The organism is Ruegeria sp. CDSB114 (assembly GCF_059611025.1).
In genome coordinates, this window is the sequence record NZ_JBXWOT010000001.1 from 43,293 (window position 1) to 68,743 (window position 25,451).

A 25,451-nucleotide genomic window follows, 5' to 3' on the forward strand; every position below is an offset into this window, starting at 1 on the left:
AAGCGGCGATGACACGAACTTGAACAGGCAGGTTAATTTCGACACGGAATTGGATAAGCTGCTGTGATACATAGGACCGCATCGGATCAGGAGGGATTACAGTGGCTGCTGGGGCAAACCGGACACGGCGAAAGGTTCTGCTGTTTGGTGCGGCTGCTGTTCTGGGCGGTTTTGCAATCCGTGAATACCGCCTGATCCCGCAGAGCTATGCGGGCGGTCGGATCAGTGTCGGGGATGCGCATCAGCAAGCTAGGCTGGGAGATATTTTTTTGGTGGACATCCGTACCCCACGCGAATGGGATGCCTCAGGCGTGGGCGAAGGCGCGCATCCCCTAGACATGCGTCGCGATGATTTTGATGAGGCGCTGCTGCAGATTGTCGGCGGAGACCTCGATGCCCCAATCGCCCTGATCTGCGCGCGCGGTGTGCGCTCGGCCCGGCTGAGCAACCGGCTGTCCGAGGCGGGGTTCGCAAATATCATCGACGTGCCCGAGGGTATGTTAGGCTCAGCAGCAGGGCCGGGCTGGGTCCGGGCAGGCCTGCCGGTTCAACACTATGATGGGAAAGCAGAATGATCCGAAGCTTGTTTCTGTCGGTTGGGATGGCCGTGATCGCGAATGCAGGAATGGCCGCCTGTGTCGATCAGGAAGACATGTGCGAAACGCCGTCGGGTGGGTACCATATCGAACTTCCCGAAACCGAAAACCCACCGCTGGTGGTGTTTCTGCACGGTTATGGCGGGACTGCGACCGGAACGCTGAAGAACCGCAGCTTGGTTGATCCTCTGCTTGCGCGCGGATATGCGGTTATGGCACCGGAGGGGTCCGAGCGTAACGGCCGCCAAAGCTGGAATTTCTTCCCGGGTTGGGAAGGGCGTGACGAAACGGCTTTTCTGCGCGAGGTGGTTCAGGATGCGTCGGACCGGTTCGGGGTCGATGATGACCGCGTCGTGTTGGGCGGGTTTTCTGCGGGGGCCTTCATGGTCTACTACCTCGCTTGCGCGGCGCCGGATACGTTTTCGGCCTATGCTCCGGTTTCAGGTGGGTTTTGGCGACCGCATCCCGAGGCCTGCGATGGCCCGGTGCGTATGTTTCACACCCATGGCTGGACCGACAATGTAGTCCCGCTGGAAGGGCGCCTTTTGGGCGGTGGTCGATTCCATCAGGGCGATATCTTTGCCGGTCTGGAAATCTGGCGGGTCGCAAACGAATGCGCCGATACCAAACCCAGCGGATTTTCCACGACCGGGCAATTCATGCGCCGCAGATGGACCGGATGCGCCGATGGGGCGATGTTGGAATTCGCACTTTTCCCCGGTGGTCACAATGTGCCGCAGGGGTGGTCGGATATGATGATAGAGTGGTACGAGGGCCTGCCGGGTGGTTGATCACTCGGCAGGAGTCATGACAGTTTTGCCTTCGACCAGGCGCTTCAATTCATCCCTGTGGAGACGGGCGGACCGGGTGATTGCCGGTTCCTGAACATCTTCTTTCATTCCGACCATGCGCCGCGCCGGTGAGGTTGAAACGCCGCTGAGTGCGGAAAGCGGGATGGCAAAGGCCAGGCTTATGGCAATCGGAGCCAGCCAGATTGACACCAGACCCGATAGGATGCCGGCGCCCAAGGCTGTACCGCTGATAGTTTCCAACGTGTGACATAAGATCAGCGTCCGCAGTCCATAGCTGCCACCATCGCGCGCCTGGGGAGACCAGCCTTTTTGAATACCAAGAATTGTCCGGAAGACGGCGATCATCTGTTGCACCATAAGGATCGGCGCATAGAGGATCGACAGGATGACTTCCGAGATGAATGAGGTCATGAATTTACCTGCGCCACCGAAATCCGCATAGCGCACACCGCTAAGAGGCAGGGCAAGCACGCCAAGTACCTTGGGGGCCAGCAACATGGCATACATGACCAGAATGATCAGCACGTGGCGGGTTTCCGACATCTCGGGCCATTGCGGGAACAGCGGATTGTCGGGGCTGAAATAATGCAGGACCGAGGCATCCTCGCCCTGACCGATCAGCGCCCACATCACCAGCAAGGCAAACCACAGCGGCGACATCAGATATCCGACTGCTCCATGGAACATGTGGAACCGCGACACAGCGCGGAATCCGGTTGAGCCCAGCAACTTCAGGTGTTGCAAATTGCCCTGACACCAGCGCCGGTCACGCAACGCGTGGTCGATCAGCGTTGGTGGGGTTTCTTCATAGGATCCTCGGATGCGCGGTAGGAACCGCACGCCCCATCCGGCGCGACGCATGAGGCCGGCCTCGACGAAATCGTGGCTCATGATCAGTTGTTCCTGACCATTCATTGCGCGCAGTCTTGGCAGCCCCGCGCAGTTGGCAAAAGCCTTGGTGCGGATGATCGCGTTATGGCCCCAATAGTTACCTTCCTGACCACACCAGCGGGCCAGACCTTCGGCGAAGGCGATACCATAAACACCATTGGCAAATTGCTGCATCCGGGCAAAAACCGACTGAGCGCCAATTAACTGAGGGTAACTCTGGATCAGGCCCGCACCGGGGTCGCGCGCCAGAGAATTTGTCAGGCGCAGGATGGCGCGGCCGGTCATCAGGCTGTCGGCATCCAGCACGAGCATCGCATCCCAATCCGCACCCCAACAGCTGACCCAATCTGCGATATTTCCGACCTTGCGGTCTGTGTTCTGTTCTCGCCGACGGTAATACAGTTCCAGTCCCGGCGCGAGGGTGGTGCGCAACGCTTCGACGCTGGCTTGTTCTTGTGCCGCGATCTCGGGGTCGCGGGTGTCAGAGAGGATGAACATCGCATAGTGGTGCTGACCATCCCGCGCGCGCAGGTCTTCCAGCATCGTGCGGGCGTTGCCCAGCACGTTCCAGGGTACTTCATTATAGACCGGCATAAGAAGCGCGACGCGCAGCGCCTGTGGGCGGCCCTGACGTTTGGGCTGTTCCTGCCGCGACAGGGAAATCATACCCAACAACACGGTGCAGACCGTGAAAGAGATCCAGAAAAAGTTGAATGAGATCAGAGCCAACAGAATCGCTTCGATTAGATTGATCCCTTCGGCTCCGAACCAGTCGGTCATGACCCAAAGCATGCCCAGCGTAGCCGCCATCGCAGGCGAGAACGCCAGCGCACGCCAGAATCCCGCAGATGCCTGCCTACTGCGGGGCGCCTGAGCGTCACGGAACCCAGCGCTGAAATTCTGCTCCGGCATCGCCAGGGGTGCCTCAGGCGGCATGATATGCAGATCGTTGCTCATGATGTCCAACGATACAGCCAGACTTCGGAGGCAGGCTGCTTGTCTTTCAGCAACTGTGCCCGCAGTTCCACATGGTTCCGGTCTCCCGGCTCGAAGGAAAAGGCCAACCGCAGGCCGCCAGTATCGGGGTTGCGCTGCAGGACGCCTTCCGAGGTCTCTGCATGGGGCGAGTCCACAAAGATCGTCATCGCCTCAGGTTCGTCGAATAGCTCGCTGGCCTCAAAGTCAATCACTGCCAGACGGCCGTGACCAAATGTGTTGTCACCCATCGCGGTGTTGATCACGCGTGGCATCGGGGTGCGCTGTGGTTCTTCACCCCAGATCAGGCGGTAGGACAGGTCCACCTGGCTTCCGGCCGCATAGGGCTCCATCGGGCGCCAATAGGCGACGATATTGTCGTAGATTTCCTGATCGGCCGGAATTTCGACCAGAGTGACCGCGCCTTTGCCCCAATCGCCAGTTGGCTCGACCCAGAGGCCGGGGCGTTTGTGGTAACTCGCCTCAAGATCGGCATAATTCGAGAACGCCCGTTTGCGCTGCATCAGGCCAAACCCGCGCGGGTTCATGTCGACAAAGGACGAGAACTGCAGGCGGGTCGGGTTTGCCAGAGGCCGCCACAGGACCTCGCCAGCGCCGTTGCGGATCAGCAGCCCGTCGCTGTCATGCACAGCAGGGCGGAAATCGTCGAAACGGCTGTGATTGGTCTGATCGAACAGGAACATCGACGTGCCGGGTGCAATGCCGACATGGGTCAGTTCCGTACGCGGGAACAGAGTGGCCTCGACCTCCATAACGCAATCCGCGCCGGCCGTGACGTTGAACCGATAGGCACCGGTCACGCTGGGGCTGTCCATCAGGGCATGAACCACCATGTTGCGCTGACCGGGCTTGGGACGTTCCAGCCAGAAACGGATGAATTCAGGGAATTCCTCACCGTCCGGGTCGCCGGTTTTCAGGGCCAAACCGCGGGCCGACAGGCCATAGACCTCGTGCAGGCCGATGGCGCGGAAATAGCTGGCGCCTTGAAACACACAGAACTCATCGGTTTTTCCGGGGCGGTGCATTTCAGTCCGCAGGCGCAGGCCCGAAAAACCCAGCGTGTCGTCGACGGGCAACTGAGGAACCTCGGTCGACTTGTCAAACATCGACAGATCGAAGGCTACGGGTTTTGCCATGCCGTTTTCGACGGTCGAGACCTGAACCGTACGCGGAAAATAAAGCCCGGGCGTAAAGAAATCTACGTTGAAAGGCGTCTCAGATTCGAACCAAAGCGCACGATCCAGGCGGAACCGGATCGAGCGGTATTGCTCATAGGTCAGGTCCTGCCATTCCTGCGGGACCATCTCGCGCTCGGCAAAGGGCTTTGCGGCCAACTCGCGGGCCAGCGAGATCACGTCACTGCGGTCAAACGGGACCTCTCCGCCCACGGCAAAGGTAGCCGGGGCGAAGGCAAGCGCCGAAGTCGTGGCCAGAAATGCGCGACGTGTGAATTTCATTTCTTTGATTTCCAGGGTTGTGACTTAAACCACGCGGCCAAATAGGCCACGCTGATGATCATGGCAAAGCCAATCATATTAGCGACAAAGACAGTGGCAAAATCCCGCCCAAACAAATCGAGCCCAACGCCGATAAGTCGTGCTGCTGCCATGGAAAATACGAATACGGCAAGTGATTGCTGACCCACTTTGGTGACCAGGGTTAGCACGATTTGCCAAGCTTTGGCGCCTGCGCTCTGACCGGTTGCGATCAGGCGGTGTCCATGCTCGCCAGCAGCGACCCAGCCCAGATAGGCCAGCGACAGGAAATGCATGTAGCGAAACAGACCGAAATCGGTCTTGTCGCGGAATTCCTTCGTGATGGGCCAGACTTTGCGGATTTCATCGGCCAAGTCCGGGGCTGCGGCATTCACCCATGTGAACACTTTCCACGACCCGAAGGGCATTGAAAAGATCAGGAACAGCGCCGCTGCCCAGATCAACGTTTTTGACACCGGAGGGGCCGGGATCCAGCCGCGCATGAATGCAAAGCCTGTAAAGAACAGCAACTGCCAGCCAAAAGGGTTAAAGAACCACTGACGATCCGACCAGGGCTCGGCAGGCAGGTCCAGAACGTCGGTCTGCGCCACGAGCCAGATAGCAACGGATGTGGCTGCAACCGCCCAGAATCCGATGCGGGACAGGCCCATGAACAGCGGCATCATTGCAAGTACCACCAGATACATGGGTAGAATGTCGAAATAATTCGGCACGTAGGTCAGGGTGAACAGGCCGACGATCTGCGGCGCAGGATCATTGAAGAAATGCTGCAGGTTCAGGGACGAGATGTAGTTCTTCTCAAACAGGCCTGTTTGATTCAGCGCAGCCATCGTCATCGCGACAAAGAAGAACAGGCCGATATGCGCCCAGTAAACCTGCCAGATCCGGTATGATACCCGCGCAGTGCCCATCCACCAGCCCTTGCGCAGGAACGCGCCGCCAAAGGCGATGGCCGAGGCCATGCCCGAACAAAAAACAAAAATCTCGGTTGCATCCGAAAAACCAAACCGGGCAGGGATCCACTTGGCCCAGGAGTCGTTGGGAATATGCGCAATCAGGATGATGAACATCGCAATTCCGCGATAGAAATCCAGACGCGGGTCGCGCGTACTAACAGGGGCGGCCGAGGTGGCTGCCACAGGTGCAAAATCAGAAGCGGGCGATAGAGTCGCCATACGAGTTCTGTCCTTCTTCAGTCTTTTTGTTTTGTTATTCTGCCGGAACGCTTTGTGCGTCTTGGTTATCGCGAGCCGCGTCGATCAATGCGCGGCGCGCCATAGCATAATTGTCCTCACCCCCGGCCCGCTTGGCACGGCGGTCGTCTAGAATGCGCTCGACAGCATCCAAACGGCCGGCACGCAGGCCGGAATCAATAGTGATGCGCTCGAATACATCACGTTGGGCGTGGCTACCACCGGCCAGTTGCATTCCGTCCCGTGCATTCGACAGGAAATCAAATGCTTCGCCGTAAAGGCCGTCGCCAAAAGCCTCAAGCCCTTTGGCTGCGGCAATACCGGGATCCGACATCCGGATCGGAGTGTCGCCCTGATTGCGCTGGGCATCTTTCTGGATGCGTTGCAGCATTTTGCCGGTCGCTTCGGTCCGGTTGTCGCCGGTCAGGGCCAGCAGATAGTGAAGATCGGCGAAGATCAGGCAGCCATCTTCGGTCCGGGCGGCGCTGAGGTCGGCCAGTTCCTCCCAGCGGTTTCCAACTTTGACGCCCTCAAGCTCGAGCCGGGACAAAAGCGACGTGGCATTCGATATGTCACGGTAATCGTCGGTTTTGTCCTGCCGGACATACTGGTCATACAGTTCCATAACCTGATCGACCTGGCCCAGGTCCAGATGCATCAGCGCCTTGTGCCACCAGACATGATAGCGGAAGTTGTTGCAATGCGCCCAGGCATCCTCGCGTCCGGCCAGCCAATCAAGACCTTGCTGCGCATTGCCGGTCATCTCGTGCACATGGGCCACTGCGTGCAGGCCCCAGGCATCATCCGACACCATCCACAGGGCCTGACGTCCGGCGATTTCGGCTTTTTCATAGGCCCCGGTTTCCTCAAGCGCGAAGGAATGGCACCCCAGAAGATATCCGCGACCGGCGTGGTCGGGTTCATAAGCGGGCAGGACACGTTCGATCGACCGTCGCATACCAGCGGCATCTCCCAAGACAAACCGTGTTGCGTGGCTGAGTTTCATCGCGAGCGAGTCTTGTGGGTGGAGGCGCAGAATTTCTTCGAACTTCTGGATTGCATGTGAGGGCAGGTCGGACAGGTAAAGGGCCAACGCGTCGACATAAAGCCGCTCGCGCTCAGTTACCGGTTGGCGATCCATAGCGGTGTTGGCAGCATTCAACGCTTCCGCTGCAACTGGCATCATCTCGCGCCGGCCCAGCAGGACCAGGAACAGACCTTTGATGGCGTGACCAAGCGCGAAATCGGGCTCAAGCTCTAGCACTTTGCCCAGATGCTGGGGTGTGACAGCTGAATGCGCCATGAAACCAAGCAGAACACCATTCCACGCCTCGACACTGGCCGAATGGCAAAGAGTGTTCATCTGTCCGAAAACATCTTGTTTCATGCGCGGGATCCAATCCATTTGCGATTTATTACTTTATTCGATTTAGCAGAGAGTCAGGCGGGGTCGTATCAGTATCGGCCCTGCTCTCGAATTGGTGAAAAGCTGTGTGTGGAAAACGTGAAAAAATCCGCCGATTCAACGGCATGTTTCAGCAATATGCCGCCTAGTAAGGCATTGTGTTTCAATCTTCAAATGGGTTCTTAGCGTTCAAGACTGCTGCAGTGTCCGCTCCGAACTGTGGCGGAGCCGTCCGATAGGTAACCGGTGTCCGCGACAATTTCAGCGGGTTTCCGATCAGTTTTACCTCGGCCGGGGCGGCCTGCATCGCGATCTGCATTTGCCGCGCCGCGACCTGCTCGGTGTCAAAAACCTGATCCAGGGTCTGGACCGGCCCAACTGGTACTTTGCGTGCCTCCAGTTCTGCGATGACGGTTGTGGTGTCATATGACTGAACCGCAGAGCGCAATAGGGCGTTCAACGCATCCCGGTTTTCCAGCCGCGCCGGATTCGTCGCAAAGCGGACGTCATCCGCCAGATCAGGTTGGTCGATGAATTCGCAGAACCGGCGGAACTGACTGTCATTACCTACAGCAAGGATCACATGGCCATCGGCGGTTTCATAAACGTCATATGGAACAATATTTGGATGACCATTCCCACGGCGTTGTGGCACATTGCCGGAAGTCAGATAATTCACGCCTTCATTGATCAGCCACGCAATCTGGGAATCGACCAGAGCCAGATCAATTTGCTGTCCCTCTCCGGTCTGGTCCCGGTGGCGCAATGCTGCCAGAATGCCAACGCAGGCATACATACCGCACATGACATCAGCGATACCAACTCCAACTTTCATCGGCGCCCCTTGGGGATCGCCGGTCAGAGACATGACACCGCCATAGCCCTGCGCCATCAGATCATATCCGGGCTTTGATGCGTTAGGCCCATCCTGCCCATAGCCTGAGATCGAACAATAGACGAGGCTAGGGAATTCCTGCGAGAGCGATTTGTAATCCAGCCCGTATTTCGCAAGCCCGCCGGGTTTGAAATTCTCGATCAGGATGTCCGCAAACGAGGCCAGCCGCCGAATTTCCGCCTGACCTTCGGGTGTGGTGATGTCGATGGCGACCGATTTCTTGTTGCGGTTGGCTGACATGAAATAGGCACTAAGATCCGATGGAACCCCGTCGGCATCAGCGACATAGGGTGGGCCCCACTGGCGCGTGTCGTCCCCTTTAGTGGCAGGGTTTTCGATCTTGATAACGCTGGCACCCAAATCGCCCAGCAACTGTGTGCAGGTCGGTCCGGCCAGAATGCGGGACAGGTCCAAAACCTTGACGCCCTTCAGCGGTCCTTCAGATCCGGCCATCATATCCTCCGCGATCAATCTCAGCAGCGATTACGGTGAACCTATCAGACTTGGTTGCCGCTTCCAGAGCATCCCTCAGTTCGGCGCGGGTGCGCACCGTGTGACCATTCCCGCCGAAGGCCCGGCCCATAGCTGCAAAGTCGTGGCGGTCGAAATCGACGCCTACGTTCCCCATTTGCCGCTGACGCTGTTTCAATTCGATCAGGGCAAGGCTGGCGTCGACGAACACCAGGAAAATCGGGTTACCACCCATCTCGGCAACGGTCGACAGTTCTCCGGCGACCATCAGGAACCCGGCATCACCGGAAAAGCTGATGACCGGACGCGTGGGTTCGGCCAGCTTCAGCCCGATGGCCATTGGCAGAGCGCAGCCCATGGTGCAGAGCGCCGAAGATTGGATCAGCCCGCGTTCTTCGGAACATCCCCACATCTGGCTGAGAAGGATGCGATGTGCGCCGCTGTCAGCGGTGGCCAATGTCTCGGCAGGAAGAACCGCGCGGGTTTCCGCAATTACCGCGGCGGGGCCCCATACGTCATCAGTAGGGAAGGCTCGCGCCAGGGCGGCCCGAACCTGTTCGGGTTCGCCGCCGGGCCAGGTGGCGCGGGCAGGGTTGCCCTTTGCAATGGCCTCGAGGGTCGCGCCGGTATCAGCCACCAGGTTCAACCCGGCCTGATGCATGTAGTGATCGTTCGGAACCGCCGAAATGTCGATGACGCGCTTTTCTTCGGGGTCCCATATCTCGCGCCAGCCTGGGCGCATTTCGATCGGGTCATAGCCCAGACACAACACCAGATCGGCCTGTTCAACCAGCGGCACCAGATGGGTGTCAGCCAGCGGCGACAGGCCCGCGCCGCCAAGGCACAGTGGATGATCCTCGGGAACCACGCCCTTGGCCTTGTAGGTTGTCACAAAAGGAATGCCAAAATGTTCAAGGAACGCCTGCACCAACTTGCGCGAGTCGTCATACAGAACATCCAGGCCGATAATCGCGATGGGCCGTTCGGCCTGTGCCACCCAGCGGCGGGCTTTTTCAACGCAATCCCCCTCGGGCGCGACGGCGGCAGGTTTGACAAGACGGCGGCGTTTGACATCGGTCACAGGCGCATCCGCAACCGAAATCGGCACGTCGATATGCACCGGTCCTGGGCGCGGCTGATTGGCCAGCGACACCGCTTTGTCTGCGATAATATCCGCGCCTTTGGCGGTCAGCATGAACGTCCCTTTGGTGATCGAGCGATAGACCCGTGCGTGATCCATGACCTGATGGGTGTATGTCAGCGCCTCATCTGCGTCGACACAGCCGGTCAGCACGATCATTGGCACCCGGTCCTGCAACGCATTGGCGACCACATTGATCCCGTTCATCGCGCCTGGACCGAGCGTGGCCACCAGAATGGCCGGGGCGCCGTCGCGGTGATGCACCGCCTCGGCCATAAAGCCGGCCGCGTTCTCGTGTTTGGTCAGGTGAAAGGTTATCCCCGCCTTTTCCAACGCATCCACTAGGGTCAGCACCTCGCCACCTGGCATGCCAAAAGCGTGACGGCAGCCAGCCTCATAAAGCCGTTGGGCCAGAATGTCCGCAGCGCGGGGCGACGAGTCCTGCATCAGTAAAGCTCCGAAAACTGTTTCAACGCAGATTGCGGAGGACAGACCCGGACGCAAGGCGCATCACGCCAGTGTGACTATTTGACAGCGGCTTCGGCCACGATCTGAAAGGTGTCATCCAATTCCTGGGCAATGTCCCTCAGGGGGTCTCCGCCCTCATAGATATAGGGCGCGAATACAAAGCTGGGCGTTTTATAGGACAGGGTGGCGGTGCCGTCTTCGTTTTCGGTCACGTAAAACCGGATCGGTGCTTCGATCATTGCGCGCACCGAGGTTTCCAGCACGCGCACCGCATAGTCATTGTTGAAGGCGCCGATCACCAGATTGCCTGGGATTGTAATTCCCCGCGCGGCGGCGGCTTTGGTGGGGCCGGCCTGCGTGACCACGATCAGACCGTTTGCTCTAACCGCCGATTTGGTGTCCGAGACCAATTCATCATAGTTCTTGCCCGTTGGATACACGGCCCATCCCGAGAGCGATTCCTCGGCCCAGGCGGGCAGGGCCAGCAGGGCGAAGACAGTCCAAAGCAGTTTCATCCAGAGGCCTCCTTTTAAAGTGTCTGCAGGAATCCTGCCAGAAATGCGGGGGCGTCGCACTCACAATCTTGTGCGCATTCGGGATTGCGCCGCGCCGCTTAAAGCCGCAGAAACGGGCGCAGGACGAAGGGGAAGGTCTGGATCGGATGCGCCTGATGATCTGCAAAACCTGTGGCACCGCACGCGATCGGGCGGCCGAGGTACAGGCTGTGCAGGACGCACTGAAAAGGGCTGGATTGACGGATCAGGTCGAAGTGAGCGAACACGCCTGTTTCAGCGGCTGCGCGGAACCCACGGCGCTGGCTATACAGGCGCAGGGGCGCGCATCTTATGTGTTTTCGGGTGTCGATGTGGTGGCGGATGCCGCGGATATCGCTGAAACTTGCCGTACTTACCTGAACAGCCCACAGGGCTGGATCGAAGACGCCCGACCCTGCGGGCGGCTTCGGATGTGTTTGCGTGCGCGTATTCCGGCGCTTTAGTCGACCTGAACCGTAACCGCAGCACGAACCGGCACGTTATCGACCGAAAGCGGGCTATGGCTGTTGGAATTCAGCGAAACCGAAACCTCGACCTCGCCTTTGGGCAACTGATCAATATGCATCCAACTGCCGTAAAGCCGGGCGAGCTTTTCTCCGTTGATGTAAACATGCGCGTGCCCTTCGCCTGCCATGTCAGCGGTAGATGCGTTCTGCGGTGCGAAGGTAAAGTTTTTTGGCATGACATGCAGGTTCCAGCCAGACATAGGATCCTGTGTCAGAGCGATGTCCAGTGTAGGTGCATCTGCGCCTGCCGGTAGGTTCAGGGCCGTGGAATGATCGTGGGCCATGGTCTCAGTGTGTGAGGCTCCGTGAAGAGACGGATCAGAATGGTCGTGGCCATCAAATGTGACGCCATTTGCAGCAGCGATTACAAATCCTGCACCGCCGCCAAAGACCAGACCGATCACGAATAGAGCAAGTGAACGGGTCATTGTATTTCCTTGAAAACATAGGGAAACGCGCCAAGTTTACACCCGGCGCGTTCAATCGAAGTGCGATCAGGCCGTTGCTTCGGAAGGTTGCGCTTCTTTCTGCCAGAAATAGCCAGCGAACGAGCCAACCAGAACCCATGCAACCAGACCGATTCCAAAAGCTCGTGCCGCGAACAACGCGCCAATTTCAGTCGGCACAGGGCCGGTGAAAACATCGGGCTCGGGTGCACCAATAAGATGTGGCACCAACAGAAGTACCGCGGCGATCACATAGCTGATCAGGTTACCTCCAAAGGCGATCAACCACATGGCGACAAGGGCTGCTGCAACTGTTGCGAACCACCAGACCTGACGTGCATAGACATCGGCTGCCGCGACACCCGGCACTTCGGGCGCCAGGGTGAAACCTGGTGCAAGGTGGAAGGCGATAAATCCGGCCAACCCCCAAAGGACGCCGGTCCGGCCATCAATCTGATGTCCTTGACCTTCGGCTACCGACATCAGCGCAACCATCACCAACGCATAGCCGGTATAGGTCAGCATGGTAAAGATGACACTCAGCGCATCACGCGTCAGTTCAGAGAACATGCGCGGCAGTTCGGGATGAGCCGATACGGTCTCGGCCCCGAAATGCACCAGCTCTCCGGATTCATAAAGCTCGGCATGCAACAATACTGGTTGCACAAATACCAACTGCAGCAAGGCGGCAATCAGCCCCGCTGCAGCACCAGCGAACAACGCGCTGGTCAATATACGACTGAACACGGTCTTAGTGGCAGGGGAAGCCGGTCGCGTGACGCACGTCATGCGCTGCATCATGCAGGGCCGCTGCCTGAACGTGACCGGTCAGCGTGATGAGGCCCAGACCCAGAACCACTGCAAACATGACCGGAACAAAGCCTGTACGCGCGGCGGATGCTGTTTTCGTTTGTGTTGCCATTTTGTATTCTCCTCTGCCGCCGCACCCGACGGCCGGTGTTTCGTTTTTGCGCCTGGCAGGTCTCCTGGCTTGCGGGTCGATGCCTCTGTTCGCCTTCCCCCCGGAGAACCGGGAGTGGCTGGTTGAACAGGGGCTCTCCGCTTACAGTCGCGGGGGCGGCTTTGGAGTTGACCACCGAGGCAGTCGCACCAAATTCCCTCTTAGCATCCGGATTTCTCCGGCAGGACCAGACACCCCCATTTAGCCGCTATAGCTGTGGCGGTGCAATCATCATTTGCGACGTATTGTGTCAGATTATGCGCTTTTTCAGCAAATAAATATCCATGATCCAACCATGGTCGGCACGGGCATGGGCGCGACGGTCCAGAATCTGCTGCGCAACCTCGGCCAAAGGGCCTTTGATCAGGATTTCCTCTTTCATGCCGACATATGCGCCCCACCAAATGTCCAAGTCTTCCATGTCCAGGTTTTGGAAGGAACATTCGCCATCCAGCATCACCGCCACGTTTTCTGCGGTTTCCGGCCATCCTTCGTCCCGGATGCGACGACCAGTTGTTACGATATAGGGCGCGCCCAGTTCGTTGATCGGAATCGCATGGGCCGCCGTCAGCGCTTGCAGCGCGGTTATGCCGGGAATCACCCGTGTTTCTGGCTGAGGGGTCAAACGTGCCGCGATTCGCAGCGAACTGTCATACAGCGACGGATCCCCCCAGATCAGCAGCGCCACATGGCGGGCCTTCGGGTGGGCTGCGATGGCTTCGTGCCAGCGCAATGCAATCGCGTCGTGCCATTCGTCCACTCCGCGTAAATAGCCATCATCGGCACGGCGTTTGGGAATGTCGAAATACGCGATTTGCGGAGGGGTATCCGCGACCTGAGCGATGATCTGCTCGCGCAGCCCTGCCAGATCGGCCTTGTTTTCGCCCTTGCGGGGGATCAGGATCAGGTTCGCCGAACGGATCGCCTGCGCCCCTTGAAATGTCACATGATCCGGGTTGCCGGTGCCAATACCGATCAGCGTCAGGTCAATCATTTTCGAACTCTGCCAGAGGTCCATACAGGATCAGGGCCGGGGCGGTGCCGATCTCGGTTTCCAACTGCTGCGACAAGGCACCGATGGTCGAGCGTTGCAGCTTTTGTTCGGGGGTCGAGACGGATTCGGCCATTAATGCAGGCGTGTCCAACGGCAGGCCGTGGGAATGCAGGGCGCCAACCAAAAGGGGAAAGGTGCGCTTGCCCATAAACACGACGGTCGTAGCCTGTGGATCAGCCAGTGCTGCCAGGTTCAGATCTTCGGGCAGTTTGCCGCTGACATCGTGGCCGGTGACGAACTGGACACGCCGCGCGGTCAGTCGCCGGGTCAGCGGAATGCCCGCCGCTGCCGCCGCCGCTACCGCCGAGGGGATGCCGGGGATGATTTCATAGTCGATCCCGGCCTCTTGCAGGGCCACCAGTTCTTCTTCAAGCCGGCCGAACATCCCGCCATCACCGGATTTCAACCGCACAACATGCTGACCGGTTTGTGCATATTCGACCAACAAGCGGCTGACGTGATCCTGCTTGGGCGAGGGGCGCCCGGCGCGTTTGCCGACACCAACCAGATCGGCATCCTCACGCGCGTGGCTCAGGATCGGGCCGCTGCTGAGGTCGTCAAACAGCACCGCATCAGCTTTCTGCATCCTGTCTACCGCCTTCAGCGTCAGCAATTCCGGGTCGCCGGGGCCTGAACCGATGAAGGACACAAAACCACTCATGCCGAGGCCTCGGCGATCAGATGAAAGAATGTCCCGGTGACATTGTCTCGCACCGATCCGGTTTGCGGGCCTTCCGCGCCTTCGGCGTCGAACACGCGCGCGAGCGGGGCGTCAGGCTGTTCGATGATCGAGGAATAGTGGAACTCATGCCCGCGTAGCGCTGTGCCTTCGGCAAATCCGGCCATTGGGGCCAGTAATTCCGCCTTGCGATAACCCAAGTTGAACTTGCGCTTTTCATAGGAGGTCACAAGGCCCAGAAGGCCCGCCATTTCGTGCCGGGCACCCTCTTTGTCGATCAACGCCTGGCCCAGCGCCATGTAGCCCCCGCATTCGCCATGCACAGGTCTTGTCTCGGCATGTTTGCGCAGCCCAGTCTGGAAGGTGTTGGCGGCGGCCAATGTGCCTGCGTGCAACTCGGGATACCCACCCGGCAGCCAGACCAGATCGGCATCCGGGGCAGGGGCTTCATTCGCCAGTGGTGAAAACGGTAGGATTTCTGCACCCGCCGTGCGCCAGCCTTCCAGCAAATGCGGATAGGTGAACGAAAACGCAGCATCCCGGGCCAGTGCGATCCGCTGCGCCGGAGGGCGGGGCAGCACGGCTGACGATGGCCTATTTGGGCTTGAGGAAGCCGCCCGCTTGATCGCCTCCAGATCGACATGTTCACGCAGGAACGCAGCATAGCCGACAATGGCGCTTTCCAGATCGGGATGTTCCACTGCCTGGATCAAACCTAAGTGCCGCTCGGGAAGTGTCAGGTCTCCGCGTCGTGGCAGAACGCCCAGAACCGGCAGGCCTGCACGTTCCATACCCAACCGGGTCAGACGCTCGTGGCGCGGGCTGGCGCAGCGGTTCAAAATTACCCCGGCAAAGGGCAGGTCGAGATTGTACATCCGAAACCCCAGCGCCGTGGCTGCAGCTGATTGCGCCTGACCGCCGACATCCAGAACCAACACCACAGGCCAGCCCATACGCTGTGCGGTTTCCGCGCTAGATCCATGGCCAATCTCACCGGGTTTGGCGACACCGTCGAACAAACCCATCGATCCTTCGGCTACGACGATATCCGCGCCGTCAGCCTGTGCCGATATTGCGTTCAGCAGAGGATCGCCCATCGCCCAGCTGTCCAGATTGAACGAGGCGCGCCCAGCCGCCGCCCGATGAAAGGCCGGGTCGATATAGTCAGGGCCGCTTTTGAAAGGTTGAACGGTCAGGCCATCCTCGGCCAGCGCACGCAGCAGGCCCAGCATCACGGTGGTCTTGCCAGTCCCCGAAGACGGTGCCGAAATCAGAATACCCGGAGGGTTAGTCATCACCATGGCTCCAGCTTGACCAAGGGCTGTCCGCGCTTTGCGGGCGATACCGGCGGTCGTAATCCTTTGAATACAGGCAGCTTTCGTCAAACCCTTCACCAGCGAGTGCTGGACCCACCATGATCAGCGCTGTGCGTGAGATGCTCTCGTCCAGCGCGTCTTTCAGCGTCGCCAGCGTCGCACGGATGATCCGCTCGTCGGGCCAGCTGGCACGATAGACCACGGCCACCGGGCATTCGGCGCCATAGGCCGGGGTCAGATCGGCGATCACAGTGTCCAGATTGCCGATCGACAGGTGGATGGCCAGCGTCGCCCCGGTACGGGCAAAATTCGCCAACGTCTCGCCCTCGGGCATCGACGATGCGCGTCCCGGTGTCCGGGTCAGGACCACTGATTGCGCAAGTCCGGGCAGGGTCAGTTCCGTGCCCAGTGATGCGGCCGCAGCGGCAAAAGACGGCACGCCGGGGGTCACGCTGACCGGGATGCCCAGCTCTTTCAGGCGGCGGATCTGCTCGCCCATCGCGGACCAGACCGACAGGTCGCCGGAATGCAGTCGCGCAACATCCAGACCGGCCTGATGTGCGGTCTCGATCTCGGCCATGATTTGATCCAGATCCATCGCCGCCGTGTTCACGATCTTGGCGTCGTCGGGGCAATGGCCCAGAATTTCCTCTGGCACCAGCGAACCCGCATACAGGCAGACCGGGCAAGCGGCGATGATATCGCGCCCCCGCAGGGTCAGCAGGTCGGCGGCGCCCGGTCCGGCGCCAATGAAATGAACGGTCATGTCTGTCCTCCGATGGCGATGGCGCAGGTGGCCAGCCGGTCGTCTGAAATCTGTCGGGGTGAGATCAGCCGCGCACCAGTTCCGGCGGCGGCAAGGGCGGATGCTTCGGCGACGCTGCCGGTGCCATAGGTGGCGCGGCTGCGGGTCGAGCAGGTGAGGGTGCGCTGCCCGGCCAGATCGGCGGGGGGAATGAAATGCAAGGGCAGGGCAATGGCCGAGGCAAAATCTGTTAGTGCGGCGTGGCCTTCCTTGTCGGCTACCGTGGCAAGCGCGTCCACAGCGTGACCGGCACTCGCCTGATCATAGGCGGCGCGCAGGCTGTTCAGCGTAGCGGCCGAGGAAAAACCGATGCCTGCGACGATCATAGCGTGACGCTCCATTGCACCACCGGATAGGCCGATTTCCAACCGCGCCGCGGCCCCAGGGCTGAAGCCTGTGCCAGTTCGACCCGTAGCAGCTCACCGCCCAGCCTATCCTGCCACTGCGCTAGTAGAGCTTCGCTTTCCAAAGTCACCGCGTTGGCCACCAGCCGCGTGCCGGAGGGCAGGGTTGTATGCAGCCATTGCAGCAGCTCACTGCTCAGCCCGCCGCCAATGAAAACCACATCGGGCAGGGGCAGGCCGTCCAGCGCATCCGGGGCGGTGCCATGCACCACCTGCAGCCGGTCCTGACCCAAAGCGTCGGCATTGCGGCGAATACGCTCGGCGCGGTCTTCGCGGGGTTCGACCGTCGTGGCGCTGAGCGTTGGATCACACATTAGCCATTCGATGCTGATTGACCCGGTGCCGCCGCCAATGTCCCACAGATGCTCGTCCCGCTGCGGGGCCAGCGCCGAAAGGGTCAGCGCACGGATAGGGCGTTTGGTGATCTGGCCGTCGGTCTCAAAAATCTCATCCGGTTTGCCAGAGGCGCGCGGAAAGGCCTGCCCGCCGCCAGCAACCTCGAGCCCGACGCAGACCGGGTGATCGAACCCACCCAACAGCGCCTCAGTCAGCGAGACACTGCGCGCCCGTTCGCGCGGGCCACCCAGGGCCTCCATCACATGTAGGTGTGTGTCGGCAAAGCCGGTGTCAGTCAGATAGGTGGCAAGTTCCGTCACGGCCTTACCATCGCGCAGCAGCAGAATCGCGCGCAGGCCGGGGGCCAGATGCGGGCGCAGCCGGGTCAGCGGGGCCGCGTGCAGACCAAATGTCTGCGTGCTTTCCAGCGGCCAGCCCAACCGCGCAGCGGCCAGCGAAAACGTCGATTGGCCGGGCAGGGCGGTCCATTCCCCGGCCTCGAAATTCCGTGCGATCACGGATCCGGCACCGAACCAGAACGGATCGCCCGAGGCCAGAACCACGGTTGATCGCCCGCGAAAACCGGTCAGGATCGGCAGCCCATCGGCAAAGGGCACGGGCCATTCCACCTGCTGGGCCCCGAAATCGGGAACCAAGGACAGGTGTCGCGGTGGCCCCATGATGATTTCGGCGCGTTCCAGCACTTGACGGCTTGCGGGGGGCAAGCCATCCAGTCCATCTTCGCCCAAACCCAAAACGGTCAGCCACGGAGCTTCAGACATGTCCAACCTCCTGATATTGGGCGGCACGACCGAGGCCAACGCGCTGGCAAAAGCCATCGCGGATCTGGGTATTCCCGCGACCTATACCTATGCCGGGCGTGTCGACAATCCGCGCCCGCAACCTCTGCCGGTACGTGTTGGCGGGTTCGGTGGGGCCGAAGGGCTGGTGAAATATATCCATGACCACAGCATAAGCCACGTGATCGACGCGACCCACCCTTTTGCCGCCGGGATGAGCCGTAACGCGATTGAGGCCTGCCATGCGGCGCAGATTCCACTTGTTGCGCTGACACGGCCCGAATGGGCACCGCAGCCCGGTGACACCTGGCTGCGCGTCCCGGATATCGCCGCAGCGGTGGCCGCTTTGTCCGGTAATCCGCAGCGCGTGTTTCTTGCGGTCGGGCGCATGCATCTCGAAGATTTCGTCAGCCAGCCCCAGCACCATTACCTGTTGCGGCTGGTGGATGAACCCGATGTCCTGCCCTTGCCGAATTGCGAGGTTGTCGTGGCGCGCGGACCCTTTGCCGAGGCTGATGACCGGGCGTTGATGCAGCGCCACGGCACGCAGCTGGTGGTATCCAAGAACGCGGGCGGCGCCGGCGCGCGCGCCAAGCTGGACGCCGCGCGGGCTCTGGACATACCGGTGTTGATGATCGACCGTCCAGCCCTGCCGCAGCGGCTGGAACTGTCGAGCGTTCCGCAGGTTCTGGACTGGCTGGCTCATTCCGGGGTGAACCTCGGCGTATAGACGATCGGGTCACCGGCGCGTTCTATCACGCGGGTCAGCGATGAGCCGACGATGACAACGGTCTGCATATCGGCCATATCAGGCGTGGCCTCGACCAAGGTTGAAATCCGGATTACCTCATCCGCCCGGCTGACAGCGCGGGCGAACAGGATCAGCCGCTCGGGTTCACATTCTTCGCGCAGGATTTCCAGCGTTTTGACAAAGCCTTCGGGGCGGGATTTCGAGCGGGGGTTGTAAAACGCCATCGCGAAATCCGCTTGCGCGGCCAGACGCAGGCGCTTCTCAATCAGAGGCCAAGGTTTGAGGTTGTCACTCAGGTTGATGGTGCAGAAATCATGCCCAAGCGGGGCACCAGCGCGGGCGGAGGCCGCAAGCATCGCGGTGATCCCGGGCAGCACCTCAACCGGTAGGTCGCGCCATTCACGGGGGCCGTTTTCCAGCGCTTCGAACACCGCTGCTGCCATGGCAAATACGCCCGGATCGCCCGAGGATACGACCACTACGCGCTTACCTTCGGCCGCCATTTGCAACGCATGCTGCGAACGGTCGATCTCAACCCGGTTGTCGCTGGCATGCAGCGTCAGGCCGGGGCGTTCGGCGATGCGCGCGACGTAAGGAATGTAGCCGACGACATCCGTCGCCTCAGCCAGCGCAGCGGTCACTTCGGGCGTCACCAGAGCCTCGTTTCCTGGCCCGAGTCCTGCAATCTTGACCCAGCCGCTCATGGCCGCCGCCCTTGTCCGTGAACGATGATGATCGAGAAATACGGGGTGATCCCCTCGTAATTTTCCGACAATTTGCACACGCGTTGATTAGGCATCTGAGCGTATTCCACGATCCAAGCACGGTCATACAAACCGGCCGTCTTCAAGGCCCGCTTCACTTTGTCGATATTGCGCCCGATCTTCATCACCACCAGCGCGTCGGTTTGCGCCATCCGATGTGCAAGATCATCCTCGGGCAATGTGCCGACCAGAACGGTCAATACGTCGTCTCCCCAGGTGATGGGGTCGCCGGTTGCGGTCCACGCGCCGGACATACCGGTGATCGCAGGCACGACTTCAACTTCAGATTCGCCGCGTAATCGATTGTAAAGATGCATGAATGATCCGTAGAAGAACGGATCACCCTCGCACAGGACCACCACGTCTTCGCCCTGATCCGACAGTGTCTTCAGATGCGCGGCACAATCTTCATAAAACGCCGAGAGCAGCTCATTGTACCGCGGATCACTCAATGGAATTTCTGTGGTCACGGGGTATTCCATCGGGAATTCCACCGCGCCTTCTGGGATCATGCCATTGACGATCTTGCGGGCCTGACCACTGCGACCCGGTTTGCGGAAAAAGGCCACGTGGCGGGCAGTGCGTAGTAGGCGGTCGGCCCTGACGCTCATCAGGTCCGGATCGCCGGGGCCGAGGCCGACACCGTATATCTTGCCCGCGTTCATTCGGCGCGGCTCGCGATGGCGTTGACCGCGGCGACCGTGATGGCGCTGCCACCAAGGCGACCCTTGACGATGCAGGAAGGCACAGGCTGCGCCTCCCACAGAGCGTCTTTAGATTCGACCGCACCGACAAAGCCCACCGGGCAGCCGATGATGGCCGCAGGGCGCGGGCAGTCGGGGTCTTCCAGCATGTTCAGCAGGTGGAACAGGGCGGTGGGCGCATTACCGATGGCCACCACGGCACCTTGCAGATGCGGGCGCCACAACTCCAGCGCAGCGGCGGACCGGGTGTTGCTCATCTCGGCAGCCAGCGGACGCACACGTTCGTCGTGCAGGGTGCAGATCACCTCGTTATCGGCGGGCAGGCGGAACCGGGTCACACCCTCGCTGACCATGCGGGCGTCGCACAGGATCGGTGCGCCGTCTTCCAACGCGGCACGGGCCGAGGTCACAAAACCGGGTGAGAAATGCACGAACTCTTCCAGCCCCACCATACCTGCCGCGTGGATCATCCGGACGGCGACCTGTTCCTCATCGGCGTCGAACCGTGCCAGATCGGCCTCGGACCGGATGGTGGCAAAGCTTTGTTTGTAGATCGCGGCGCCGTCGGTTTCGTATTCATAGGGCATCAGGTGAAGTCCATGGTCATAAGTGTTTCGGGGCTTAACCCGCGCAGGTTTGGCTCATCTCCCGCGCGGCCTTGTTTGACAAGATCAAATCGACCATCGTGGCCGACCAGGGTGACATCAGCTGGTCCCATGCGCGCGCATCCTTTGGCACAGCCCGAGACATGCAAGTGGCCGGGAATACGCGAGGCAAGCGCGCGGGCGATATCGCGGGTCTCCACCTGCGCCTGCGGGCAGAGCGGGGCGCCGGGGCAGGCGTCAGTGGTCATCAGCGGGTCGGTGCCATCGGTGACGAACGCTCGGGCGGGTATCGCCGCCCCGCCTTCCATCAGGAACAGCCGCCAAGGGGTGACCCGCAGCGCAGAGGCACCGCAGGTCTCAATCAGCCCCGCAAGCCCGCGCGCTGGCAACTGACCGAACGCGGCTCCGTAAAGCGCACCCAGTTCCACGATGCCCGGCTCAGGCAGAACGCCAACATCACCCGGTGCGCTGCCTTGGCATTCTGACGGCAAATCCTGTGACGCAACCACGCGGGCCATGCGCCGGGCCTCGGGAGTGTGGTGACCCGCGAACCATTCGGCCAGCGCGATCAGGTGGTCGATGGCGATTTGTTCGGTCACGCGACGCCCTGTTTCGGCCCCATCAGCGCGTAGGATCAGCCCCTCGGGGCCTGTCTCCAGCCGGATATCCGCGGAATCCCCGACCAACAGGCGATTTGGTCCGGTGTCGATGGCAAACCCAAACTTGGCTGGTAGCGACGGCAATTCACCCAACCGGTCGGTCAGTTCCTGCGTCAGTCGTGCGGTAAGATCGCCGGATTGGTAGAGCGGCGTCACCAGAATATTGCGCCGCACCTCGATACCCGGTTCCGCATCCAAAAGGTTCAGCGCAGCGAGTTCTTCTAGCAAAGGTTGGTGATCGGCCTCGGCCACACCGCGCAGTTGCAGATTGGCGCGGTTGGTCAGATCGATGGTGCCATTGCCGAACCGGTCGGCCAGGTCGCACAGGCCCAAAACCTGCGCTGCCTCAAGGCGCGCCAGCCGCGGCCGAACCCGCACGACCAGCCCGTCCCCCGACATCATCGGGCGATGGGCGCCGGGGCACCAGCCCTGAACGATCGGTGCACTCATCCCAACCCCTCCAGATCGGCTCGGATCGAGTTTCGGCGCGTGTTCCACAGGCCAGCCTCGAGCAGCGCACGGAACCGATCCTGCATGGCCTGATGCGCCTGTGGGTTCTTCTCTTGCAGAAAGGCATCAACCTCGGCGTTACCCAGTGTGGCATCGTGGTAGATGTCAAACAGATGCGGTGCAACGGTTCCCGACAGATGGGCAAAGCTTGCCATATGATCCAGCGTTGCCGCGATCTCGGCGGCGCCGCGGAATCCGTGCCGTTGCATTCCTGCGATCCAGTCAGGATTAGCCGCGCGCGCGTGGACAACGCGGCTGATTTCCTCAGACAGGGTTCGGGCGCGGGGGGTGTCTGGGTTGGTATTGTCCAGATGGTACAGCTGCGCAGTACCGCCAGTGACTTTCTTGGCGGCGGCAAAACCGGCCTCATGGGTGGCATAGTCATTGGCCAACAGCAGATCGGTTTCGGTCAGGTCCTGAAGGTGAACAAAGCTGTCGGCAAGGGCAACGCGTTGGGTAATACCATCGACATCCCGTGCAATTTGCTCGCCCTCAAGCGCAAAGGAACTGGCATCCAGCCAAGCCTGACCGGCCTGTGCCCGCGCTTCGTCCGTATAGATTTCGGATAGCTGCGTCATGTTCAGGCCATAGCTGCCGGGGGCGGGGCCATAGACACGGGCGGCGGGTGCCTGCCCGGCATATGGGTTCCAGTCTGCTGCCTCGTCCCGTTCACACAATGCTCGCACTGCCTGGCCATACAGCGCAGAAAGCGTCGGGAATACATCGCGGAACAGGCCCGAGACACGCAAGGTCACGTCTAGCCGTGGACGGCTGAGATCAGTGATTGGCAGCACCTCGATACCGGAAACCCGCTCCGACCCCTTGTCCCAAACCGGTTTCACACCCAGCAGGTGAAGCGCCATGGCGAATTCTTCACCCGCAGTGCGCATCGTGGCCGAGCCCCAGAGGTCGACAATCAGCCCCTTGGGGTAATCGCCTTCTTCCTGCAGATGCCGCCGCACTAGTTCCTCGGCCAGTTTGACACCTTGGGTATAGGCCGCGCGTGTTGGAACCGAACGCGGATCGGTGGTGTAAAGATTTCGCCCTGTCGGCAGCACGTCCGAGCGCCCGCGATAGGGTGAGCCAGACGGGCCAGCCTCGATCCGTTTCCCGGCCAGTGCGTCCAAAAGTGATTGACGTTCCGCATGCGCCGAAGGCGTGGCATCAAAATTGCCGGTCACTTCGGGGACGCGGCCAAAGACGTGCAAGCCGTCGCCGAACTGGCTTTCTTTGATGTCGCAGACAAATCGGTCGATACGGGTGATCGCTTCGGCGGTACAGGTTGCCTGATTCAGACCCAGATCGCTTTCCAGACCAATGGCCTGCGCCTCATCCCGTATGTCTTCTTGTAGTCGGTCGCGGCGTTTGGGGTCCAGCCCGTCGGCGTTCGAGAATTCGTCCAGCAGGGATTCCAGCCGCACCATACGGTCCGGTGTGTCGCTTGTGCGCATCGGGGGCGGGATATGGCCCAGTGTAACCGCGCCGATCCGGCGCTTGGCCTGTGCGGCCTCGCCGGGGTCATTCACGATAAAGGGGTAGATCACCGGCAGATCGCGGACCAACGCCTCGGGCCAGCAATTTGCCGACAGAGCAACGGATTTACCAGGCAACCACTCCAGCGTGCCATGCGCGCCGATATGGATCAGCGCATCCGCGCCATGCCCCTTACGCAGCCAGAGATAGAAGGCAACATAGCTGTGGCGCGGGGTGCGCGAAAGATCGTGATAGTCGTCATCGCGCAGCTCGGGCGTGCCGCGTTCCGGTTGCAGCGCGATCAGTGTCTTGCCCCGGTTCAAGGCGGTAAAGTGGAACGCACCATCGGCAAAAACCGGGTCGTCCTCAGGCTTGCCCCAGATGGATTGCAGATCCGTTTGCAACTGTTCCGGCAAGTCTGCCAGCGCGGTCTGATAGGCCGCGAGCGGCCAAGACAGTCGCGCATCCAGAAGCGTCTCGGCAATCGGCGCGCCAGGTGCGGTGTCATAGCCTTCGGCCTGCAGATCAGACAGCATCGCCTCGGCCGAGGCCAGCGCATCAAGGCCAACCGCATGGGCCATCTGCCAGTCCTTGCCGGGATAAGTCGACAGCACCAACGCTGGGACCTGATCTGGCTTGGGTTTGTCGCTTAGGCGCAGCCAGCCGTCCACCCGATCAATGATCGCCTCAACCCGTTCCGGCTCGGGGCGGTGGGCAAAACGGGAATATTCCAGATACGGGTCGCGCTTGCCCGGTTCCTTGAACGAAGCGATGCCCGCCGAAATGCGGCCATCCACCTCGGGCAGGACCACATGCATTGCGAGGTCGGCGGGGGACAGCCCGCGTTCCGCATCGACCCAGGCCTTGCGGCGTGCGGTGGACAGGGCGACCTGAAATACCGGCACATTGGCGGCGTCCAGCGGGGACGTTCCCGAAGCGCCTTTGCCCGAAAAGGAGGTGGCGTTGATGATTGCCGAGGGGGCCAGCGCTACGACCTGTTCGCGCAGCCAGTCAGCGGCGGTAGGGGCTTTGAGCGACGGCGCAAATAGGCCAACAGCCTGAAACCCACGCGCACGCAGACGGTGGATCAGGGCTGCGACCGGGGCAGTGTCTGCCGAGGTCAGATAGGCGCGATAGAAGGTCACGAGGATGCGCTTGGCATCACCGGTGAATGCGGTATCCGCCGGGATCACACCGCGATCCGGGCACCATACGCCACATTCCGGGATCGTCTTGGCCCCCATCACCGGGCCAGAATAAAGCCCCGCGGCCAGTGCCATTTGCGCCAGCGCAGCCTGCGCCGCGACCTCACCGCCTGTGTCGCAAAGATGCGCCAGCCGCCGCAGGGTTGAAACGGGCAGGGTAGAATAGTCATCCAGTCGCGTATCTTCACGTCCATCCGCAGGCAGCACAGCAACGGCCATGCCCTTGGCGTGGGCCAGTGCCAGAACCTGCTGCAACCCGTAGGACCAGTAGGGCACGCCACCGATCAGGCGGATCAGAATGCCTTTGGCGCCCTCAAGCGTTTGTTCGACATAAGTATCGACCGACAGGGGATGTTTCAGCGCTGTCAGATTGGCCAGCCGCAGGGTCGGCATCCGACCTTCGGGTCCGCCACCACGATGCCAGCCTGCCGCGAAAGCGCCAAGGTCACTGTCGGAAAAGGACAGCACCACCAGATCCGCCGGGTTCTGGCCCAGATCGGTTGGGGTCTCCGTTTCCTCTAACCCATGGCTTTCGCGGAAGACGACGTGCATGGC

The 25,451-nt window shown here is 60.7% G+C and carries 25 protein-coding genes and 1 riboswitch; of the genes, 4 read left to right on the forward strand and 21 right to left on the reverse strand.

Translation table 11 applies throughout. The features are described 5' to 3' along the window. Nucleotides 1-101 precede the first annotated feature (101 nt). Entirely contained in the window at nucleotides 102-575 is a 474-nt protein-coding gene (locus AC2FIP_RS00210) for a rhodanese-like domain-containing protein (protein WP_496700614.1), read from the forward strand. Beyond that, nucleotides 572-1,387 carry a CE1 family esterase gene (locus AC2FIP_RS00215; RefSeq protein ID WP_496784722.1) on the forward strand — a complete coding sequence of 272 codons (816 nt, stop codon included), beginning with the start codon at nucleotides 572-574 and terminating at the stop codon, nucleotides 1,385-1,387. Before AC2FIP_RS00210 ends, AC2FIP_RS00215 begins: the two co-directional genes overlap by 4 nt. Here AC2FIP_RS00215 and mdoH read toward each other — a convergent pair whose 3' ends face one another. The 7 genes from mdoH to AC2FIP_RS00250 all read right to left on the reverse strand — a co-directional run bounded on the left by mdoH (nucleotide 1,388) and on the right by AC2FIP_RS00250 (nucleotide 10,879). Continuing rightward, nucleotides 1,388-3,256: a glucans biosynthesis glucosyltransferase MdoH gene (mdoH, locus tag AC2FIP_RS00220; RefSeq protein ID WP_496784724.1), complete on the reverse strand. Its 1,869-nt coding sequence runs from the start codon at nucleotides 3,254-3,256 to the stop codon at nucleotides 1,388-1,390. After that, nucleotides 3,253-4,752: an OpgD/OpgG family glucan biosynthesis protein gene (locus tag AC2FIP_RS00225; RefSeq protein WP_496784726.1), complete on the reverse strand. Its 1,500-nt coding sequence runs from the start codon at nucleotides 4,750-4,752 to the stop codon at nucleotides 3,253-3,255. Before AC2FIP_RS00225 ends, mdoH begins: the two co-directional genes overlap by 4 nt. After that, a complete protein-coding gene (locus AC2FIP_RS00230; protein WP_496784728.1) occupies nucleotides 4,749-5,966 on the reverse strand; it encodes an OpgC family protein in 1,218 nt (405 codons plus the stop codon). The genes AC2FIP_RS00225 and AC2FIP_RS00230 overlap by 4 nt, the downstream gene beginning before the upstream one ends. A gap of 34 nt (nucleotides 5,967-6,000) precedes the next feature. Next, nucleotides 6,001-7,371, reverse strand: a complete 1,371-nt coding sequence (locus tag AC2FIP_RS00235; RefSeq protein WP_271947985.1) for a tetratricopeptide repeat protein — start codon at nucleotides 7,369-7,371, stop codon at nucleotides 6,001-6,003. A gap of 181 nt (nucleotides 7,372-7,552) precedes the next feature. Beyond that, the gene (locus AC2FIP_RS00240; RefSeq protein WP_496784730.1) at nucleotides 7,553-8,737 is read right to left on the reverse strand and encodes a CaiB/BaiF CoA transferase family protein; all 1,185 of its coding nucleotides are present in this window, start codon (nucleotides 8,735-8,737) and stop codon (nucleotides 7,553-7,555) included. Continuing rightward, a complete protein-coding gene (locus AC2FIP_RS00245; RefSeq protein ID WP_496784732.1) occupies nucleotides 8,724-10,343 on the reverse strand; it encodes a thiamine pyrophosphate-binding protein in 1,620 nt (539 codons plus the stop codon). Before AC2FIP_RS00245 ends, AC2FIP_RS00240 begins: the two co-directional genes overlap by 14 nt. A gap of 77 nt (nucleotides 10,344-10,420) precedes the next feature. Then, nucleotides 10,421-10,879: a DUF302 domain-containing protein gene (locus AC2FIP_RS00250; protein WP_496784734.1), complete on the reverse strand. Its 459-nt coding sequence runs from the start codon at nucleotides 10,877-10,879 to the stop codon at nucleotides 10,421-10,423. Between the two features lie 155 nt (nucleotides 10,880-11,034). Here AC2FIP_RS00250 and AC2FIP_RS00255 point away from each other — a divergent pair, with 155 nt between their 5' ends. Then, entirely contained in the window at nucleotides 11,035-11,361 is a 327-nt protein-coding gene (locus AC2FIP_RS00255) for a DUF1636 family protein (RefSeq protein WP_496784736.1), read from the forward strand. Here AC2FIP_RS00255 and AC2FIP_RS00260 read toward each other — a convergent pair. The 9 genes from AC2FIP_RS00260 to cbiE all read right to left on the reverse strand — a co-directional run bounded on the left by AC2FIP_RS00260 (nucleotide 11,358) and on the right by cbiE (nucleotide 18,207). Continuing rightward, a complete protein-coding gene (locus AC2FIP_RS00260; protein ID WP_496749456.1) occupies nucleotides 11,358-11,852 on the reverse strand; it encodes a hypothetical protein in 495 nt (164 codons plus the stop codon). The two genes, AC2FIP_RS00255 and AC2FIP_RS00260, sit on opposite strands and share 4 nt — an antisense overlap. A 66-nt stretch (nucleotides 11,853-11,918) precedes the next feature. Beyond that, a complete protein-coding gene (locus AC2FIP_RS00265; protein ID WP_496784738.1) occupies nucleotides 11,919-12,617 on the reverse strand; it encodes a CbtA family protein in 699 nt (232 codons plus the stop codon). Between the two features lie 4 nt (nucleotides 12,618-12,621). Further along, on the reverse strand, nucleotides 12,622-12,792 hold the full coding sequence (locus AC2FIP_RS00270; protein ID WP_142632876.1) for a CbtB domain-containing protein: 171 nt from the start codon (nucleotides 12,790-12,792) through the stop codon (nucleotides 12,622-12,624). A 37-nt stretch (nucleotides 12,793-12,829) separates the two neighbouring features. Then, nucleotides 12,830-13,038, reverse strand: a riboswitch (cobalamin riboswitch). 43 nt (nucleotides 13,039-13,081) lie between these two features. Further along, nucleotides 13,082-13,825: a precorrin-6A synthase (deacetylating) gene (gene cobF, locus AC2FIP_RS00275; RefSeq protein ID WP_496784740.1), complete on the reverse strand. Its 744-nt coding sequence runs from the start codon at nucleotides 13,823-13,825 to the stop codon at nucleotides 13,082-13,084. Next, on the reverse strand, nucleotides 13,818-14,546 hold the full coding sequence (gene cobA / locus AC2FIP_RS00280) for a uroporphyrinogen-III C-methyltransferase (protein WP_142632880.1): 729 nt from the start codon (nucleotides 14,544-14,546) through the stop codon (nucleotides 13,818-13,820). The genes cobF and cobA overlap by 8 nt, the downstream gene beginning before the upstream one ends. Continuing rightward, nucleotides 14,543-15,865: a cobyrinic acid a,c-diamide synthase CobB gene (locus AC2FIP_RS00285; RefSeq protein WP_496784742.1), complete on the reverse strand. Its 1,323-nt coding sequence runs from the start codon at nucleotides 15,863-15,865 to the stop codon at nucleotides 14,543-14,545. The genes cobA and AC2FIP_RS00285 overlap by 4 nt, the downstream gene beginning before the upstream one ends. Then, nucleotides 15,852-16,646 (reverse strand): precorrin-4 C(11)-methyltransferase, encoded by a 795-nt coding sequence (gene cobM / locus AC2FIP_RS00290; RefSeq protein ID WP_496784744.1) that lies wholly within the window; start codon nucleotides 16,644-16,646, stop codon nucleotides 15,852-15,854. The genes AC2FIP_RS00285 and cobM overlap by 14 nt, the downstream gene beginning before the upstream one ends. Continuing rightward, nucleotides 16,643-17,011 carry a cobalamin biosynthesis protein gene (locus tag AC2FIP_RS00295; protein ID WP_496696105.1) on the reverse strand — a complete coding sequence of 123 codons (369 nt, stop codon included), beginning with the start codon at nucleotides 17,009-17,011 and terminating at the stop codon, nucleotides 16,643-16,645. The genes cobM and AC2FIP_RS00295 overlap by 4 nt, the downstream gene beginning before the upstream one ends. Next, nucleotides 17,008-18,207 (reverse strand): precorrin-6y C5,15-methyltransferase (decarboxylating) subunit CbiE, encoded by a 1,200-nt coding sequence (gene cbiE / locus AC2FIP_RS00300; RefSeq protein ID WP_496749460.1) that lies wholly within the window; start codon nucleotides 18,205-18,207, stop codon nucleotides 17,008-17,010. The genes AC2FIP_RS00295 and cbiE overlap by 4 nt, the downstream gene beginning before the upstream one ends. On the opposite strand from cbiE, the gene AC2FIP_RS00305 reads away from it, so the two are divergent. Next, nucleotides 18,206-18,955, forward strand: a complete 750-nt coding sequence (locus tag AC2FIP_RS00305) for a cobalt-precorrin-6A reductase (RefSeq protein WP_496784746.1) — start codon at nucleotides 18,206-18,208, stop codon at nucleotides 18,953-18,955. The two genes, cbiE and AC2FIP_RS00305, sit on opposite strands and share 2 nt — an antisense overlap. On the opposite strand, the gene cobJ is transcribed toward AC2FIP_RS00305, so the two are convergent. Genes cobJ through cobN form a run of 5 tightly spaced genes read right to left on the reverse strand, consistent with a single transcriptional unit; the run spans nucleotide 18,928 to nucleotide 25,448 of the window. Further along, entirely contained in the window at nucleotides 18,928-19,680 is a 753-nt protein-coding gene (gene cobJ, locus AC2FIP_RS00310) for a precorrin-3B C(17)-methyltransferase (protein WP_496784748.1), read from the reverse strand. The genes AC2FIP_RS00305 and cobJ overlap by 28 nt on opposite strands. Next, nucleotides 19,677-20,405: a precorrin-2 C(20)-methyltransferase gene (locus AC2FIP_RS00315; RefSeq protein ID WP_496784750.1), complete on the reverse strand. Its 729-nt coding sequence runs from the start codon at nucleotides 20,403-20,405 to the stop codon at nucleotides 19,677-19,679. The genes cobJ and AC2FIP_RS00315 overlap by 4 nt, the downstream gene beginning before the upstream one ends. Further along, nucleotides 20,402-21,031, reverse strand: a complete 630-nt coding sequence (locus tag AC2FIP_RS00320) for a precorrin-8X methylmutase (RefSeq protein ID WP_496749464.1) — start codon at nucleotides 21,029-21,031, stop codon at nucleotides 20,402-20,404. The genes AC2FIP_RS00315 and AC2FIP_RS00320 overlap by 4 nt, the downstream gene beginning before the upstream one ends. After that, nucleotides 21,031-22,158: a ferredoxin-like domain-containing protein gene (locus AC2FIP_RS00325; protein ID WP_496692414.1), complete on the reverse strand. Its 1,128-nt coding sequence runs from the start codon at nucleotides 22,156-22,158 to the stop codon at nucleotides 21,031-21,033. Before AC2FIP_RS00325 ends, AC2FIP_RS00320 begins: the two co-directional genes overlap by 1 nt. Then, nucleotides 22,155-25,448 carry a cobaltochelatase subunit CobN gene (cobN, locus tag AC2FIP_RS00330; RefSeq protein WP_496784752.1) on the reverse strand — a complete coding sequence of 1,098 codons (3,294 nt, stop codon included), beginning with the start codon at nucleotides 25,446-25,448 and terminating at the stop codon, nucleotides 22,155-22,157. The genes AC2FIP_RS00325 and cobN overlap by 4 nt, the downstream gene beginning before the upstream one ends. Between the last annotated feature and the right edge of the window lie 3 nt (nucleotides 25,449-25,451).